The organism is Hydrogenophaga aromaticivorans, assembly GCF_013387465.1.
Taxonomy (GTDB): Bacteria; Pseudomonadota; Gammaproteobacteria; order Burkholderiales; family Burkholderiaceae_C; genus Hydrogenophaga; species Hydrogenophaga aromaticivorans.
In genome coordinates this window covers 708,782-723,586 of the sequence record NZ_VYGV01000006.1, presented here as the reverse complement: position 1 = coordinate 723,586, position 14,805 = coordinate 708,782, and the positions used below count along the sequence as shown (strand labels likewise).

Sequence of the window (14,805 nt, the reverse complement as noted above, 5' to 3'; positions counted from 1 at the left end):
GGCGGTCGGGGTTCTGATAACGATGGGCTTTCAGGGGCGGCATGGTGGCGGACTCGGGCGGTTCAACGGGAGTCGGTGTGCACATCGTGCAGCACCGGCAGGTTGTCGCCGAGTTTGAGCGTCTTGAATGGCCCCTGCAAGTCAGCGCCTTCGTAGAGCTGCAGGCGTCTGGCCAGCAGCGTACCCGTGGACACGGCGGTCTTGGACACATAGGCCATGCCGGTGCATTCCAGGCTGGTGTCTTGTGGGCTGGCACCGGTGTCACCCAGTTGCCCGAACAGGTAGAGATCCCCGAGCACCTTCACGCGCCCACGCACCACGCCCCCGGTCCAGACGATCAGCCGGCCATTGATCCGGATATGACCCGAGATCTCGCCCTGCACCAGCAGGCCGCCTTCGAACTGGAGTTCGCCGCTGAGCCGGCTGCCCGCCGCCACGCGACTGACCACGTTCATCGCGATGGGATCGAGCGTGAGCGTGTCCTGCGGGGTTTTCAGCTCCATGGCTTGACTCCCCAGACAACGAGGGAACCCGCCAACGACAGCAGACCCAGGACTCCGATCCACAAGGCGTGGCGTTCCAGCAGGCGCCGCAGCCGGCCCGGACGCAGACGGGATTGACCCACCGGATCGCAGGCATGGCTGAGAACGATCCACTCCTGCCAGACGCGGGTCAGGCGGCTTTCACCGGTGGTCGGGTTGATTTCAAGGCCCTGGCTCTCAGCAGAGCCCGGCTGGATGCGACGGCCGAGCAGGACCGTGAAGGGCGCGCCCACAATGGTCTGGGTGAAAAAGGCGTCGGCTTCGTCCATGCGGGGTGAGTGTAACAAGTGTGTAACTAAATACTACAAAAGACGGAACCCAAGGGGCGCTTCGGTGCGAAGCACGGCCTGGTTTTCGGCCTCTCATGCGCATTCATTCTCTATTGTGGGGTACAGGTGCGTCCGGTGATGCGGCTGTTACCTTGAGCGGGCTGCGTTGGGAGAGGTGCTCGAGGTACTGTCCGATGCCATCGCCCTCGCGCTGCAGAAAACGCTCCACCGCATCGGCGAAGGCGGGGTGGGCCAGCCAGTGCGCGCTGGTGGTGCGAACCGGCAGCAGGGCGCGCGCCATCTTGTGTTCGCCCTGGGCGCCGCCTTCGAAGCGCTGGAAACCGTGTTCGATGCACCAGGCCAGGGGCTGGTAGTAGCAGGCCTCGAAATGCAGGCAATCCACCCGCTCCAGGGCACCCCAATAACGGCCATAGGCGACGCCGTGTTCGGCATCGATGCCGATCAGGCTGGCGGCCACCGGCCGGCCCTCGCGTTCGGCCACGAACAGCAGCCAGTTCTCGGGCACCGAGTGGGCCAGGCGGTGGAAAAAATCGCGGTTCAGGTAGGGCGCATTGCCGTGTTCGAGGTAAGTACGCTCGTAGCAGCGGTAGAAGAAGTCCCAGTCGTTCGAGCTGATGTCGGCACCGCGGGACCAGCGGAAGCTCACACCGGCCTCGGCCACCTTGCGCCGCTCCTGCCGGATCTTCTTGCGCTTCTCCTGCTGCAAGCTGGCCAGGAAGTGATCGAAGTCGGACACCCCCCTGTTCTGCCAATGAAACTGCACTGTGTGGCGCAACATCATCCCTGCCTGTTCGCAGGCCGCCACGTCCTGTGGCTGTGCGAACAGCAGGTGCAGTGACGACAGGCCTTCATCGCGCGCGTGTTGCAGCAGCGCTTGCACGAGCGCTGCACGCGCAGCGGGGTCGCGCGCCAGCAGCCGGGCGCCGGGCACCGGTGTGAACGGTACCGCCACCAGTGCCTTGGGGTAGTACGGCAGGCCGTGCTGCTCGTAGGCGTTGGCCCACGCCCAGTCGAACACGTATTCGCCGTAGGAATGCTGCTTCAGGTACATCGGACAGGCGGCGTGCAGCGTGTCGCCCACCCACAGCGTGACGAACCGGGCTTGCCAACCTGTTGCTGGGGTGGCGCAGCCGCTGGTCTGCAGCGCTGCGAGGTAGTCGTGGCGCATGAACGGACTGGGGTCTGGCTCCAGGGCCAGCAGGGCGTCCCACTCAGACGCCGTTACGTCCAGCGGCGAGTTCAGGACACGGGTGACATAATCAAATTTCGCCATGTCAGCGACCTGCAGAGCCTTGTCTGCAGGGCCGTGAAGTCCTCACCGCCCGGCGCCGGGGGCTTCTGTCCAATACCCCGTTTCCCGCAAGTTTTTCCGATTCCATGACGCTCAAAATCTGTGTGGCCCAGTTGAATTTTGTGGTGGGAGACATGGCGGGCAATGCCCGAAAGATCATCGATGCCGCTCGCGATGCCCATGCCCGCGGCATCGGCCTGCTGCTCACGCCCGAACTGGCCCTGTGTGGCTACGCGGCCGAAGACCTTTTTCTGCGGCCCGCGTTCATCGACGCCTGCGATGATGCCCTGAAAACCGTGGCTGGGGAGACCGCGGCGTTCAAAGGCCTGCACATCGTGGTGGGGCATCCTGTGCGCGTGCCGAGCCTCGCGGGCGAGGAGCGCCGCGAGCGCAGTGTTTCGGTGGCGGGCCTGTACAACGCCGCCAGCGTGCTGTGTGACGGCCAGGTGGTGCACCGCTACGCCAAACGCGAACTGCCCAACTACCAGGTGTTTGACGAACGCCGCTATTTTGTGCCCGGCAACGGGGTGGGCGTGTTCGATGTGACGGATGCGGAGGGCGATCGCGTGCGCGTGGGACTGCTGATCTGCGAAGACGCCTGGTTCGATGCACCGGCCGCCGATGCCCGCGCCGCGGGCGCTGAACTGCTGGCGGTGATCAACGCGTCGCCGTTCCACACCGGCAAAGGCAACGAACGCGAAGGCACCATGCGCCAGCGTGTGTTGGCCACCGGTGTGCCGCTGGTGTATGCGCATCTGGTGGGCGGGCAGGATGAGATCGTGTTCGAGGGCCGGAGTTTTGTGCTGGCGGCTGATGGCAGCCTGGCGGGTCGCGCCATCAGTTTCGAAGAGGCCTTGTTCGACATCGTCTTCAGCCGCGAACCGGCCGGCTGGTCCATTGAGGCCATCACCGACCGGGCGCACAGCCTGGAGGCCGATCTCTGGCACGCGCTGGTGCTCGGCGTGCGCGACTACCTGGGCAAGAACGGCTTTCCCGGTGCCATCCTGGGCTTGTCGGGCGGCATCGACTCGGCGCTGGTGCTGGCCATTGCGGTGGACGCCTTGGGCAAGGACCGCGTGCGCACCTTCATGATGCCCTCGCCGTACACCGCCGACATATCCTGGATCGACGCGCGCGACATGGCCGAGCGCCTGGGTGTGCGCCATGACGAAATCGCCATCGCGCCCGAGTTCGAAGCTTTCAAAGCCTCGCTCGCCCCGCTGTTCGAGGGCCGCCCCGAGGACACGACCGAAGAAAACCTGCAGGCGCGCATCCGCGGCACGCTGCTCATGGCCATGTCCAACAAGTTCGGCAGCATCGTGCTGACCACCGGGAACAAGAGTGAAATGGCGACCGGCTACTGCACGCTCTACGGCGACATGGCGGGTGGCTTTGCGGTGATCAAGGACGTGGCCAAGACCATGGTGTTCCGCCTGGCGCGCTGGCGCAACGAGCACGATCCGTATGGCACCGGGGCGAACCCGATTCCCGAACGCATCATCACCCGCCCGCCCAGCGCCGAACTGCGGGCCGACCAGAAGGACCAGGACAGCCTGCCCGAATACGATGTGCTCGACACCATCATCGAGCGCTACATGGAGAACGACCAGAGCCCGGCCAGCATCGTGGCCGACGGCTTTGCCAAGGCCGATGTCGACAAGGTGGTGCGGCTGATCCGCATCAACGAGTACAAGCGCCGTCAGGCGCCGGTGGGCATCCGCGTGACCCACCGCAGCTTTGGCAAGGACTGGCGATACCCAATCACCAGCAAGTACCGCGCTTGATGCGCGGGTTTGTCCTTGCCACCCTGTGTGCGTGCAGGCCTTGGGCATAATCAAAAGCCATCGATACCCGACCCGCATTGGAGACCCCCATGAAGCAGATCACCGCCGTCATCAAACCGTTCAAGCTGGAAGAGGTACGTGAAGCCCTGGCCGAGCAGGGTGTGACCGGCCTGACCGTGACCGAGGTGAAGGGTTTTGGCCGCCAGAAAGGCCACACCGAGCTCTATCGTGGCGCCGAATACGTGGTGGATTTCCTGCCCAAGGTGAAGCTGGAAGTGGTGGTCAAGTCGGATGACGTGGAGCGCTGTGTGGACGCGATCGTGCGCGCCGCCCGCACCGGCAAGATCGGGGACGGCAAGATTTTTGTGACGACGGTGGAGCGTGTCGTGCGCATCCGCACCGGCGAAGAGGACGAAACAGCCGTCTGACGGTGCGCCCCTTGCGCGACGACGGGTTCAGATCGCTTCGAGCTGCGCGGCCGGCGCCAGGCCGGCGTCCTGCACCAGGCCCGGCAGCAGACGCTGCAGGTCCGTGTCCATGCGGATCAGGTCCATCTGCCAGGTGCCCATGAACTGCTGCTCGACGGTGCTGTGCAGGAACTGCATCAGGCCGTCGTAGTAGCCAGCCACATTGAGCAGTCCCACGGGCTTGTCGTGGTAGCCGAGCTGGCGCCAGGTCCAGACCTCGAAGAATTCCTCGAACGTTCCGATACCGCCGGGCAGGGCCAGGAAGGCGTCGGCGTGTTCGGCCATCAGGCGCTTGCGCTCGTGCATGGTCTCCACCACATGGAGCTCGGTACAGGCGTGGTTCGCCCACTCCTTGTCAACCAGCGCCTTCGGGATGACGCCGACGACACGCCCGCCCGCATCCAGCGTGGCCTGTGCGACGGTGCCCATGAGCCCGTTGCAGCCCCCACCGTAGACCAGTTGTCCGCCATGGCGGCCGATCCACTCGCCCACCGCCCGTGCTGCTTCGGTGAATTCGGGTTGGCTGCCGGGGCGGGACCCGCAGTACACGCAGAGGGAGAAATGGGGATCACTCATCGAAGGAGTTCCGGTTGAAGAAGCTCAGGCCAAGGCGGTCCAGAGCGCTGCGCTCCAGACGCCGGTGCACACCAGCAGGCTCAGCAGCACAGCGGCGCTGCCCATGTCTTTGGCGCGTTTGGACAGATCGTGCCATTCCGGACCGATGCGGTCGATGGCGGTTTCGATGCCGGTGTTGAGCAGTTCCACCACCATCACCAGGACCACCGAGCCGGCCAGCAAAGCGACCTCGACCCAGTTGCGGCCCAGCCAGAAGGACAGCGGAACCAGCACCATGGCCGCGAGGGCCTCCTGGCGGAAGGCCGTTTCGTGCCAGCCTGCACGCAGACCCGCCATGGAATAGCCGAAGGCGTGCCACATGCGGGCCAGGCCGGTGCGCTGTTTCTGTGCGTTGGTGGGTTCGCGGTGTGTTGTGTCGGTCATGTTTCAGGTGTATCCGCTGAGCAGCGGCTTCCGCGATGCCTCAGGCGGCGTTCTTTTGGACCTTGACGGGCTGGGGCGGTTTGAAATGAACCAGGCGTGTGCCCGCCAGTGCGTCGTGCAGGAACTGCCGCTGGGGATGGAAGCGCGAGAGCACGGCCCAGATGGCCACCCAGCCGATCACGATCACCGTCAGCTCGCCACCGGGCAGGCTGAACGCGCCCCCCACGGCCAGTGGCGGCAGGAACCACAACCAGGACAGCACGTAGCGCCCCAGCGCGCGCGCTTGCGTGATCGGTCGTCCTTGCCGGTCCACCACGCGGATGTTCCAGGTCTTCATGGCCAGCGTCTGCCCCTTGGCCCAGAACCAGGTGAAGTAGATGCCGAACACCACGAACAGAAAGGCCTGCTGCATGTGGCGGTTGTCCAGCGCGTGCCGGGTCTGCGTCAGTGTGGAAAACAGATAGCCCGCGATGAACACCACGCCGAACATCAGCATGCCCTCGTAGAGCCAGCAGGCCATGCGGCGCGCGATCGGTGGGGCGGTGAGGGCGCCTGCGGTGGGCGCGAAAGAGGCAGTTTCGGTCATTTTTTGTGATCAGGACGGGCTCCGGATTGTCGCATTGCGGCCCAAGCCAACCGGTTTTGCTCAAAAGCTCAAGTCGCCGGCTGGCGCAAGGGCGTGTTGCAGTGCGATAATGTCAGGCTGCAATTCAAAAAGGCAAACGGGTCAAGGTCCGGCGGGGTATGTGTCCGCTCATGTCCATTGGCCTCAAGTCCTGACACCGCTTCACAAGAGTGGGTGGAGGGGCACCCAAGGTATTTCGTCAGAGAAATTCTCGAAAGGTTCATCATGGAAATCAACAAGGCCGAACTGGCCTCCGCTGCCGCTGCCCACGGCGCAGCCACCCAAGAACTCCGCGGCGCAGAGATCCTCGTCAAGGCCCTTCAGGCCGAAGGCGTGAAGTACATCTGGGGCTACCCCGGCGGTGCTGTGCTGCATATCTACGACGCTTTCTACAAGCAGGACACCATCCAGCACGTGCTGGTGCGGCATGAGCAGGCCGCTGTGCACGCCGCCGACGGCTATGCCCGCGCCACGGGCGATGTGGGCGTGTCCCTGGTCACCTCGGGCCCTGGCCTGACCAATGCCGTGACCGGCATCGCCACCGCCTACATGGACAGCATCCCGATGGTGATCATCGCCGGCCAGGTGCCCACGGCCGCGATCGGGCTGGACGCCTTCCAAGAGTGCGACACCGTCGGCATCACGCGCCCCATCGTCAAGCACAACTTCCTGGTGAAGGATGTGCGTGACCTGGCCATGGTGATGAAGAAGGCCTTCCACATCGCGCGCACCGGCCGTCCCGGCCCCGTGGTGGTGGACATCCCGAAAGACGTGTCATTCAACAAGACCGCCTTCGCCGGCTACCCCGAGTCGGTCGAGATGCGTTCGTACAACCCGGTGCGCAAGGGCCACGGCGGCCAGATCCGCAAGGCCCTGCAACTGCTCCTGACGGCGAAGCGTCCCTACATCTACACCGGTGGCGGCGTGCTGCTGGGCAATGCGGTGCAGGAACTGCGCACGCTGGTGGACTTGCTGGGCTATCCCGTCACCAACACGCTTATGGGCCTGGGTGCCTATCCCGCCTCCGACCGCAAGTTCCTTGGCATGCTGGGCATGCACGGCACGGTGGAAGCCAACAACGCGATGCAGAACTGCGATGTGCTGCTGGCCGTGGGCGCGCGCTTTGATGACCGCGTGATCGGCAATCCCAAGCACTTCGCGCAGAACGAACGCAAGATCATCCACATCGACATCGACCCGTCGAGCATCTCCAAGCGCGTCAAGGTCGACGTGCCGATCGTCGGCGACGTGAAGGATGTGCTGACCGAGCTGATCAACATGGTGCGCGAAACCACCATCCGGGCGGATGAAAAGGCGCTGGCGGGGTGGTGGGAAACCATCGAAGGCTGGCGCTCGACGGACTGCCTGAAGTACGACCGCGGCAACAAGGACGTGATCAAGCCGCAGTACGTGGTGGAAACGCTCTGGAACATGACCAAGGACGCCGATGCCTACATCACGTCCGACGTGGGTCAGCACCAGATGTGGGCCGCGCAGTACTACAAGTTCAACGAGCCGCGCCGCTGGATCAACTCCGGTGGCCTGGGCACCATGGGCGTGGGCATTCCCTACGCCATGGGTATCAAGCTGGCCAAGCCCGAGAGCGAAGTGTTCTGCGTGACCGGCGAAGGCTCGGTGCAGATGTGCATCCAGGAACTCTCCACCTGCCTGCAGTACAACACGCCGATCAAGATCGTGGCGCTCAACAACCGTTACCTCGGCATGGTGCGCCAGTGGCAGGAGCTCGACTACGAGGGCCGCTACAGCCACAGCTACATGGACGCACTGCCCAACTTCGTGAAGCTCGCCGAGGCCTACGGCCACGTTGGCATGCTGATCGAGCGCCCGCAGGACGTGGAAGGTGCCTTGCGCGAGGCGCGCAAGCTCAAGGACCGCACGGTCTTCATGGACTTCCGCACCGACCCGACGGAGAACGTCTTTCCCATGGTGCGCGCCGGCAAAGGCATCACCGAGATGACGCTGGGCGCCGAAGACCTCTGAGCTTTTCCCCCTGCCACCCCGAGTGGCAGTCCCTTCGACGAATCTATTTGCAGCCAAGCCTGCGCATTACCGTGCGCAGGGTAGGGCTCAGAAAAGAGGAATCTCATTCATGAAACACATCATCGCTGTCCTGCTCGAAAACGAACCCGGTGCGCTCTCGCGCGTGGTGGGCCTGTTCTCCGCGCGGGGCTACAACATCGAATCCCTCACCGTGGCGCCCACGGAAGACCCCAGCCTCTCGCGCATGACGATCCAGACCACCGGTTCGGACGACGTGATCGAGCAGATCACCAAACACCTGAACCGGCTGATCGAAGTCGTCAAGGTGGTGGACCTGACCGAAGGCGCCTACACCGAGCGTGAGCTCATGCTGGTGAAGGTGCGCGCGGTGGGCAAGGAGCGTGAGGAAATGAAGCGCATGGCCGACATCTTCCGTGGCCGCGTCATCGACGTGACGGAGAAGAGCTACACCATCGAACTCACCGGCGACCAGGGCAAGAACGACGCTTTTCTGGAAGCCATTGATCGCGCGGCCATTCTGGAAACGGTTCGCACCGGTTCCTGCGGCATCGGTCGGGGTGAGCGCATCCTGAGGGTTTAGATAAGCCCACCCCTGCGCCGCTGCGCGGCTTCCCCTCAAGGGGACGGCGCCAGTGGCCCGGCGAAGCCGGTTCCACGGCACCCGCTGGATAAGTCACTTCCGCTGGTTACCATTAGCGGTTTTTTTCAAGATTTCAACTGGAGCAACCTCATGAAAGTTTTCTACGACAAAGACTGTGACCTGAGCCTGATCAAAGGCAAGACGGTTGCCATCATTGGCTACGGCTCGCAAGGCCACGCACACGCCCAGAACCTGAACGACAGCGGCGTCAAGGTGGTGGTCGGCCTGCGCAAGGGCGGCGCCTCCTGGGACAAGGTTGGCAAGGCCGGCCTGACCGTGATGGAAGTCAACGACGCCGTCAAGGCCGCTGACGTGGTCATGATCCTGCTGCCCGACGAGCAGATCGCCGAGGTTTACACCAACAACGTGGCGCCCAACATCAAGCAGGGCGCTTCGCTCGTGTTCGCCCACGGTTTCAACGTGCACTACAACCAGGTCGTGCCCCGCGCCGATCTGGACGTGTGGATGGTCGCCCCCAAGGCGCCCGGCCACACCGTGCGCAACACCTACACCCAGGGTGGCGGCGTGCCCCACCTGATCGCCATACACCAGGACAAGAGTGGCAAGGCCCGTGATCTGGCCCTGAGCTACGCGATGGCCAACGGTGGCGGCAAGGCCGGCATCATCGAGACCAACTTCAAGGAAGAGACCGAGACCGACCTGTTCGGCGAGCAGGCCGTGTTGTGCGGTGGCGCCGTCGAACTGATCAAGATGGGTTACGAGACCCTCGTCGAAGCCGGCTACGCCCCTGAGATGGCCTACTTCGAGTGCCTGCACGAGCTCAAGCTCATCGTCGATCTGATCTACGAAGGCGGTATCGCCAACATGAACTACTCGATCTCCAACAACGCGGAGTTCGGCGAGTACGTGACCGGTCCTGAAGTCATCAACGACCAGTCGCGCGCCGCCATGCGCAACGCCCTGAAGCGCATCCAGAACGGTGACTACGCCAAGATGTTCATCCAGGAAGGCCGCCTGAACTACCCGAGCATGACCGCCCGCCGCCGCAACACCGCCGATCACCAGATCGAAGTGGTGGGTGCCCAGCTTCGCGCCATGATGCCCTGGATCGCCAAGAACAAGCTGGTCGACCAGACCCGCAACTGATCTGGTTTTCCGCTTGCACAAGGGCCACTTCGGTGGCCTTTGTGTTTTCTGGGGTCCATGCACTGGCTTACACTGCCAGCCTGCGCTCTGCGCGCTCCATTGCGGCTGACGCCAAGAACCACCCATGCACGACGGATCCGATCCCCTGAACGAACCCAGCGCCGACATCCCCCGGCGCCGCAAGGGCATCTACATGCTGCCCAACATGATCACGCTGGCCGCTTTGTTCGGCGGGTTCTACGCCATCGTCATGGCCATGAACGGGCGCTTCGATCTGGCCACGGTGGGCATTTTTGCGGCCATGGTGCTGGACAGCCTGGACGGCCGCGTGGCGCGCATGACCCATACCCAGAGCGCCTTCGGTGAACAGATGGACTCGCTGTCGGACATGGTGTCGTTTGGCGCCGCGCCGGGGCTGGTGGCCTATGTCTGGGTGCTCAAGGACATTGGCCGCTGGGGCTGGATCGCCGCCTTCGTCTATTGCGCCTGTGCGGCGCTGCGTCTGGCGCGTTTCAACGTCAACACCGGCGTGGTGGACAAACGCTATTTCCAGGGCTTGCCCTCACCCGCCGCCGCGGCGCTCGTGGCCGGCTTCATCTGGCTGGCGACCGAACTGGAGCTGGACCGGTCCGTGCTGACGTGGCCCATGTTTGCGCTGACGCTGTATGCGGGCCTGACGATGGTGACCAATGTGCCGTTCTACAGTTTCAAGGACCTGAGCCTGAAGAAGAGCGTGCCGTTCGCCGCCATCGTGCTGGTGGCTCTGGGCATCGCTGTGATCAACATCCATCCGCCCACCGTGCTCTTCGGGCTGTTTGTGGTCTATGGACTGTCGGGCTACGCGATGTACTTCTGGCGCAAGGCCAAGGGACGCCCGACCAGCGTCATCAGCACCTCCACCGACGAGCCCGACGAGCGCGGTCTGCACGAATAGGATCCGCGCATGATGCCCATGGTTTTCCTCCATGCGGAACGCCGGGGCTTTGTGATACATTGCCAGCCATGAAACAAGTTTCGCTTTCGCTACTACTGGGTGTCCGACACGGGCAGGTCTGGTAACGCGAGAGTGATTTCCAACAACGGCCCGTTTGCACCCGCAGCGGGCCGTTTTGTTTTGGACTGCGGGTTTTTTCAAGCGCTGCCCACGAGGCAACCCACCGGAGAATCACATGACGGACAAGCTCATCATTTTTGACACCACCTTGCGTGACGGCGAGCAGTCGCCCGGCGCGTCCATGACCAAGGACGAGAAGCTGCGCATTGCGCGCCAGCTGGAGCGCCTGAAGGTTGACGTGATCGAAGCTGGTTTTGCCGCCAGCTCCAATGGTGACTTTGATTGTGTGCATGCCATTGCCAACACCATCAAGGATTCCACGGTGTGCTCGCTGGCCCGTGCCAATGACCGCGACATTGCCCGTGCGGCCGAGGCCCTCAAGGGTGCCAACAGCGCCCGCATCCACACCTTCATTGCGACCAGTCCGTTGCACATGGAGAAGAAGCTGCGCATGACGCCCGAGCAGGTGCTGGAGCAAGCCATCCAGTCGGTGCGTTTTGCCCGCAACCTGTGTGCCGACATCGAGTTCAGCCCTGAAGATGGCTACCGCAGCGACCCGGATTTTCTCTGCCGTGTGCTCGAAGCGGTGATCAAGGAAGGAGCCACCACACTCAATATCCCGGACACCGTGGGCTACGCCATTCCCGAGCTGTATGGCGAGTTCATCCGCAGTCTGCGTGAGCGCGTGCCGAACTCCGACAAAGCCATCTGGTCGGTGCATTGCCACAACGACCTCGGCATGGCCGTGGCCAATTCGCTGGCCGGTGTGAAGATTGGCGGTGCGCGCCAGGTCGAGTGCACCATCAACGGTCTGGGTGAGCGCGCGGGCAATTGCTCGCTGGAGGAGGTCGTGATGGCGGTGCGCACGCGCCGCGACTATTTCAACCTCGATGTGGGTGTGGACACCACGCAGATCGTGCCAGCCAGCCGCATGGTCAGCCAGACCACTGGTTTTGTGGTGCAGCCCAACAAGGCGGTGGTGGGGGCGAATGCCTTTGCGCACGCCAGCGGCATCCACCAGGACGGGGTGCTCAAGGCACGCGATACCTACGAAATCATGCGCGCCGAGGACGTGGGCTGGGCCGCCAACAAGATCGTGTTGGGCAAGCTCTCAGGTCGCAACGCCTTCAAGCAACGCCTTCAGGAGCTCGGCATCGAGATGGAGTCGGAGAGTGAGATCAACACCGCTTTCGCCGCGTTCAAGGAACTGGCTGACCGCAAGAGCGAGATCTTCGACGAGGACATCCTGGCGCTGTGCAGCGATGAGAGCGTGAGCGCTGAAAAAGAGCAGTACGGGCTGGTTTCCCTTTCCCAGCGCAGCGAAACGGGGGAGCGCCCGCACGCTGAGGTGGTATTCACCATCGCAGGCAAGGAATACCAGGGCATCTCCGACGGCAACGGGCCGGTGGATGCTTCGCTCAAAGCCATCGAAAGCCACGTCAAGAGCGGGGCCGAGCTGGTGCTGTATTCGGTCAATGCCATCACGAGTGGTTCGACCGAAAGTCAGGGCGAAGTGACGGTGCGTCTGCAGCACAGCGGGCGGGTGGTCAACGGCGTGGGAGCCGACCCGGACATCGTTGTGGCGTCGGCCAAGGCCTATCTGAGCGCGCTCAACAAGCTGGAAAACAAATCCGACAAGGTTGCGGCTCAGGGTTAAATCCAATGGAATCAAGGACTTGTAACAAAGCCAGGTGATATGCGTGAAACAGATACCAAAAGTAGCACCTGTTCCACCGTTCACTGAAGAAGATGTCGCAAGTTTTTGATATTGCTAGTTTTTTTGACATCTCATATACTCCGCTCCAGCACAACCCGCGCGCTGGAGTGGAGCGATGACTTATTTCCCCGACTGCTTTCAGAAAACCTTGCAGATTGCCGTCTGTACGGTGCTGGCTGCTGCATTGCTCATGCCGATGAGTGGTCAGGCTGCCTCTGAACGAAAGCAGTCCGGAAAGAGCAAAAAGCCGGTGGCCACCAAGGTGGTCGAGCGCAAGAAATCGACGACCCGGAAGATCTCTGTGGTCAAAGTGCCGCGCAAACAGGTGGTGGCGACCAAGGGGAAGCGGCTTAGCCGTGAAGAGGCCCGCCAGATCCAGCGCCTGGAGGCGCGCAGGCTGGCCAAGACGCCGATGACGGCCACGGCCCGTCGCCTTGAGGCGCGCAAGGCCAGTCGTCTGGCGCGCAGCAACAAGGGCAGCATGCAGCTTGCGGCGTACCCGCGGGCAAGCCGCTCCAGCATGGTCCGTGTGGCGAGCCTTCCGAGCCTGTCCACCGGTGAGCGTCTGGGTTTGCGTTCAGTGAACGACCCACTGGAACTCAACTCCAGCGTGGCGCTGGTGATGGACCAGGACACGGGCGAAGTGCTGTTCAGCAAGAACGATTCGGCGGTGTTGCCCATTGCTTCGCTGACCAAATTGATGACGGGCCTGGTGATCGCCGATGCCAACCTGCCGATGGACGAAATGATCACCATCACACAGGATGATGTGGACACCCACAAGGGCAGCCGATCCCGTCTGGCCGTGGGCACCACGCTGAGCCGCGGTGAAATGATGCACCTGGCGCTGATGTCCAGTGAAAACCGGGCGGCCAATGCCTTGGGGCGCACCTACCCTGGCGGTCTGGCGCATTTTGTCCGACTGATGAACGCCAAGGCCCGTGATCTGGGCATGATGGACACACGCTACGTCGAGCCTACCGGATTGATGAGCCAGAACCAGTCCAGTGCCCGCGATCTGGCCACACTGGTGTCGGTGGCTTATGAGCGCCCGATCCTTCGCGACCTTTCCACATCGCCCAGCCACCTGCTGGAGCTGGGCAACCGCACCCTGCAGTTCAACAACTCGAACCGCCTGATCCGCAACCCGGATTGGGACATCGGTCTGCAAAAAACCGGCTACATATCGGAAGCCGGGCGTTGTCTGGTGATGCAGGCCAAGGTGAGCGGTCGCAAGCTCATCATGGTCTTCCTGGATTCGGCCGGTAAATTCGGTCGGGCGCAGGATGCTGAACGGGTCCGCCACTGGGTCGAGGCCCAAGGCGCCAGCCAGCGAGTGATGGCCAGCAGACCGCAAGGCTGATCGATCTACCTGTAGCCAAACAAAAAAAGAGGGACCCTTTGCGGGGTCCCTCTTTTTTGCTTTTGTAAGGTCAACGGTTGTTGGCGATGGTAGCCGTTGCCTTCGGGCAACCCAGAGAGACCGAGATGTCGGCGGCGGTTGCACGCAGCTTCGGAACCCAGCTTTCGTCGATGCGGTCGGCGGGCGCAGAAATCGACAACCCTGCCACCAGTTTGCATTGGTCGTCGTAGATGCCTGCTGCCATGCAGCGCACGCCGAGTTCAAGCTCTTCGTTGTCCCTGGCCAGTCCGGCCTGGCGACACTGCGTGAGTTCACGTTCCAGCGTGGCCAGCTGCGTCAGGCTGTTGCGCGTGTTGCCGGCCAAGCCGGTGCGCGCGGCGTAGGCGCGAACGCGCTGGGGGTCATCGGCCGCCAGGAAGAGTTTTCCCACCGACGTCAGGTGCAGGGGCGCACGACCACCGATGGCGCGCACGACTTGCATGCCCGAGCGTTCGCTGTAGGCGCGTTCCACATACACGATTTCGTCGCCCTGGCGCACGCTCAGGTTGACCGGCTGCTGGATCAATTTGTGCAGCTCGCGCATGGGAGCGAGCGCTGCGTCGCGCACGCTCAGGCGCGCCTTGACCAGATTGCCCAACTCGAGCAGCCGCATGCCCAGTCGGTAACTGCCCGCCTCGGGCCGGTCGACGAAACGGCCGATCGTGAGGTCGTTGAGGATGCGGTGGGCGGTGGAAGGATGGAGCCCCGTCTTTTCGCTGATGTCCTTGAGTGAAACAGGCTCTTCGCGTGCTGCCAGCACTTCGAGGAGGTTGAACATGCGCTCGATCACCTGGACGGTTGGCGTGCTGGGGAGGGAGTCTGAACGTTTGGTCATGGCAGCAAGAGGTTGACCTGTATTTTACAA

At 63.0% G+C, this 14,805-nt stretch carries 15 protein-coding genes; 8 read left to right on the top strand and 7 right to left on the bottom strand.

Features of this window, described 5'->3' with window-relative positions; genetic code table 11:
- Positions 1-62: 62 nt before the first annotated feature.
- The 3 genes from F3K02_RS07750 to F3K02_RS07740 form a co-directional block, all read right to left on the bottom strand.
- Positions 63-503, bottom strand: a complete 441-nt coding sequence (locus F3K02_RS07750; protein ID WP_177134815.1) for a bactofilin family protein — start codon at positions 501-503, stop codon at positions 63-65.
- A complete protein-coding gene (locus tag F3K02_RS07745) occupies positions 494-811 on the bottom strand; it encodes a hypothetical protein (RefSeq protein ID WP_177134813.1) in 318 nt (105 codons plus the stop codon). The genes F3K02_RS07750 and F3K02_RS07745 overlap by 10 nt, the downstream gene beginning before the upstream one ends.
- A 103-nt stretch (positions 812-914) precedes the next feature.
- Positions 915-2,105, bottom strand: coding sequence for a GNAT family N-acetyltransferase (locus F3K02_RS07740; protein ID WP_177134810.1), 1,191 nt, complete (start codon positions 2,103-2,105; stop codon positions 915-917).
- A gap of 104 nt (positions 2,106-2,209) precedes the next feature.
- Between F3K02_RS07740 and F3K02_RS07735 the strand changes: the two genes are divergently transcribed.
- Together F3K02_RS07735 and F3K02_RS07730 are read left to right on the top strand one after the other, a co-directional pair.
- The gene (locus F3K02_RS07735; protein ID WP_177134808.1) at positions 2,210-3,907 is read left to right on the top strand and encodes an NAD+ synthase; all 1,698 of its coding nucleotides are present in this window, start codon (positions 2,210-2,212) and stop codon (positions 3,905-3,907) included.
- An 89-nt stretch (positions 3,908-3,996) separates the two neighbouring features.
- Positions 3,997-4,335: a P-II family nitrogen regulator gene (locus F3K02_RS07730; RefSeq protein ID WP_177134807.1), complete on the top strand. Its 339-nt coding sequence runs from the start codon at positions 3,997-3,999 to the stop codon at positions 4,333-4,335.
- A 27-nt stretch (positions 4,336-4,362) separates the two neighbouring features.
- Here F3K02_RS07730 and F3K02_RS07725 read toward each other — a convergent pair whose 3' ends face one another.
- From F3K02_RS07725 to F3K02_RS07715, 3 genes are read right to left on the bottom strand one after another with little or no spacing between them, the layout of a single operon-like run.
- The gene (locus tag F3K02_RS07725) at positions 4,363-4,950 is read right to left on the bottom strand and encodes an LOG family protein (protein WP_177134805.1); all 588 of its coding nucleotides are present in this window, start codon (positions 4,948-4,950) and stop codon (positions 4,363-4,365) included.
- A gap of 24 nt (positions 4,951-4,974) precedes the next feature.
- The gene (locus F3K02_RS07720; protein WP_177134804.1) at positions 4,975-5,373 is read right to left on the bottom strand and encodes a diacylglycerol kinase; all 399 of its coding nucleotides are present in this window, start codon (positions 5,371-5,373) and stop codon (positions 4,975-4,977) included.
- A gap of 40 nt (positions 5,374-5,413) precedes the next feature.
- On the bottom strand, positions 5,414-5,893 hold the full coding sequence (locus tag F3K02_RS07715) for an RDD family protein (protein WP_425485574.1): 480 nt from the start codon (positions 5,891-5,893) through the stop codon (positions 5,414-5,416).
- Between the two features lie 330 nt (positions 5,894-6,223).
- Here F3K02_RS07715 and F3K02_RS07710 point away from each other — a divergent pair, with 330 nt between their 5' ends.
- The 6 genes from F3K02_RS07710 (at position 6,224) to F3K02_RS07685 (ending at position 13,901) form a co-directional block, all read left to right on the top strand.
- Complete coding sequence (locus F3K02_RS07710) at positions 6,224-7,999, top strand: acetolactate synthase 3 catalytic subunit (RefSeq protein ID WP_177134800.1); 1,776 nt, start codon at positions 6,224-6,226, stop codon at positions 7,997-7,999.
- Positions 8,000-8,108: 109 nt separating this feature from the next.
- Positions 8,109-8,600 (top strand): acetolactate synthase small subunit, encoded by a 492-nt coding sequence (gene ilvN / locus F3K02_RS07705; RefSeq protein ID WP_068168656.1) that lies wholly within the window; start codon positions 8,109-8,111, stop codon positions 8,598-8,600.
- Positions 8,601-8,750: 150 nt separating this feature from the next.
- Positions 8,751-9,767 carry a ketol-acid reductoisomerase gene (gene ilvC / locus F3K02_RS07700; RefSeq protein ID WP_177134798.1) on the top strand — a complete coding sequence of 339 codons (1,017 nt, stop codon included), beginning with the start codon at positions 8,751-8,753 and terminating at the stop codon, positions 9,765-9,767.
- Between the two features lie 124 nt (positions 9,768-9,891).
- Positions 9,892-10,701: a CDP-diacylglycerol--serine O-phosphatidyltransferase gene (pssA, locus tag F3K02_RS07695; protein ID WP_177134796.1), complete on the top strand. Its 810-nt coding sequence runs from the start codon at positions 9,892-9,894 to the stop codon at positions 10,699-10,701.
- Positions 10,702-10,936: 235 nt separating this feature from the next.
- The gene (locus F3K02_RS07690) at positions 10,937-12,478 is read left to right on the top strand and encodes a 2-isopropylmalate synthase (RefSeq protein ID WP_177134794.1); all 1,542 of its coding nucleotides are present in this window, start codon (positions 10,937-10,939) and stop codon (positions 12,476-12,478) included.
- Positions 12,479-12,653: 175 nt separating this feature from the next.
- The gene (locus F3K02_RS07685) at positions 12,654-13,901 is read left to right on the top strand and encodes a serine hydrolase (RefSeq protein ID WP_246309230.1); all 1,248 of its coding nucleotides are present in this window, start codon (positions 12,654-12,656) and stop codon (positions 13,899-13,901) included.
- 70 nt (positions 13,902-13,971) lie between these two features.
- Here F3K02_RS07685 and F3K02_RS07680 read toward each other — a convergent pair whose 3' ends face one another.
- Complete coding sequence (locus F3K02_RS07680) at positions 13,972-14,775, bottom strand: IclR family transcriptional regulator (RefSeq protein ID WP_177134792.1); 804 nt, start codon at positions 14,773-14,775, stop codon at positions 13,972-13,974.
- Between the last annotated feature and the right edge of the window lie 30 nt (positions 14,776-14,805).

What these genes read in the sequence shown, in the direction of transcription:
- pssA (WP_177134796.1), top strand. Translation starts at nt 9,892, where the DNA reads ATGCACGACGGATCCGATCCCCTGAACGAACCCAGCGCCGACATCCCC.
- ilvC (WP_177134798.1), top strand. Translation starts at nt 8,751, where the DNA reads ATGAAAGTTTTCTACGACAAAGACTGTGACCTGAGCCTGATCAAAGGC.
- F3K02_RS07710 (WP_177134800.1), top strand. Translation starts at nt 6,224, where the DNA reads ATGGAAATCAACAAGGCCGAACTGGCCTCCGCTGCCGCTGCCCACGGC.
- F3K02_RS07735 (WP_177134808.1), top strand. Translation starts at nt 2,210, where the DNA reads ATGACGCTCAAAATCTGTGTGGCCCAGTTGAATTTTGTGGTGGGAGAC.
- F3K02_RS07725 (WP_177134805.1), bottom strand. Translation starts at nt 4,950, where the DNA reads ATGAGTGATCCCCATTTCTCCCTCTGCGTGTACTGCGGGTCCCGCCCC.
- F3K02_RS07730 (WP_177134807.1), top strand. Translation starts at nt 3,997, where the DNA reads ATGAAGCAGATCACCGCCGTCATCAAACCGTTCAAGCTGGAAGAGGTA.
- F3K02_RS07680 (WP_177134792.1), bottom strand. Translation starts at nt 14,775, where the DNA reads ATGACCAAACGTTCAGACTCCCTCCCCAGCACGCCAACCGTCCAGGTG.
- F3K02_RS07715 (WP_425485574.1), bottom strand. Translation starts at nt 5,893, where the DNA reads ATGGCCTGCTGGCTCTACGAGGGCATGCTGATGTTCGGCGTGGTGTTC.
- F3K02_RS07720 (WP_177134804.1), bottom strand. Translation starts at nt 5,373, where the DNA reads ATGACCGACACAACACACCGCGAACCCACCAACGCACAGAAACAGCGC.
- F3K02_RS07750 (WP_177134815.1), bottom strand. Translation starts at nt 503, where the DNA reads ATGGAGCTGAAAACCCCGCAGGACACGCTCACGCTCGATCCCATCGCG.
- ilvN (WP_068168656.1), top strand. Translation starts at nt 8,109, where the DNA reads ATGAAACACATCATCGCTGTCCTGCTCGAAAACGAACCCGGTGCGCTC.
- F3K02_RS07690 (WP_177134794.1), top strand. Translation starts at nt 10,937, where the DNA reads ATGACGGACAAGCTCATCATTTTTGACACCACCTTGCGTGACGGCGAG.
- F3K02_RS07740 (WP_177134810.1), bottom strand. Translation starts at nt 2,105, where the DNA reads ATGGCGAAATTTGATTATGTCACCCGTGTCCTGAACTCGCCGCTGGAC.
- F3K02_RS07685 (WP_246309230.1), top strand. Translation starts at nt 12,654, where the DNA reads ATGACTTATTTCCCCGACTGCTTTCAGAAAACCTTGCAGATTGCCGTC.
- F3K02_RS07745 (WP_177134813.1), bottom strand. Translation starts at nt 811, where the DNA reads ATGGACGAAGCCGACGCCTTTTTCACCCAGACCATTGTGGGCGCGCCC.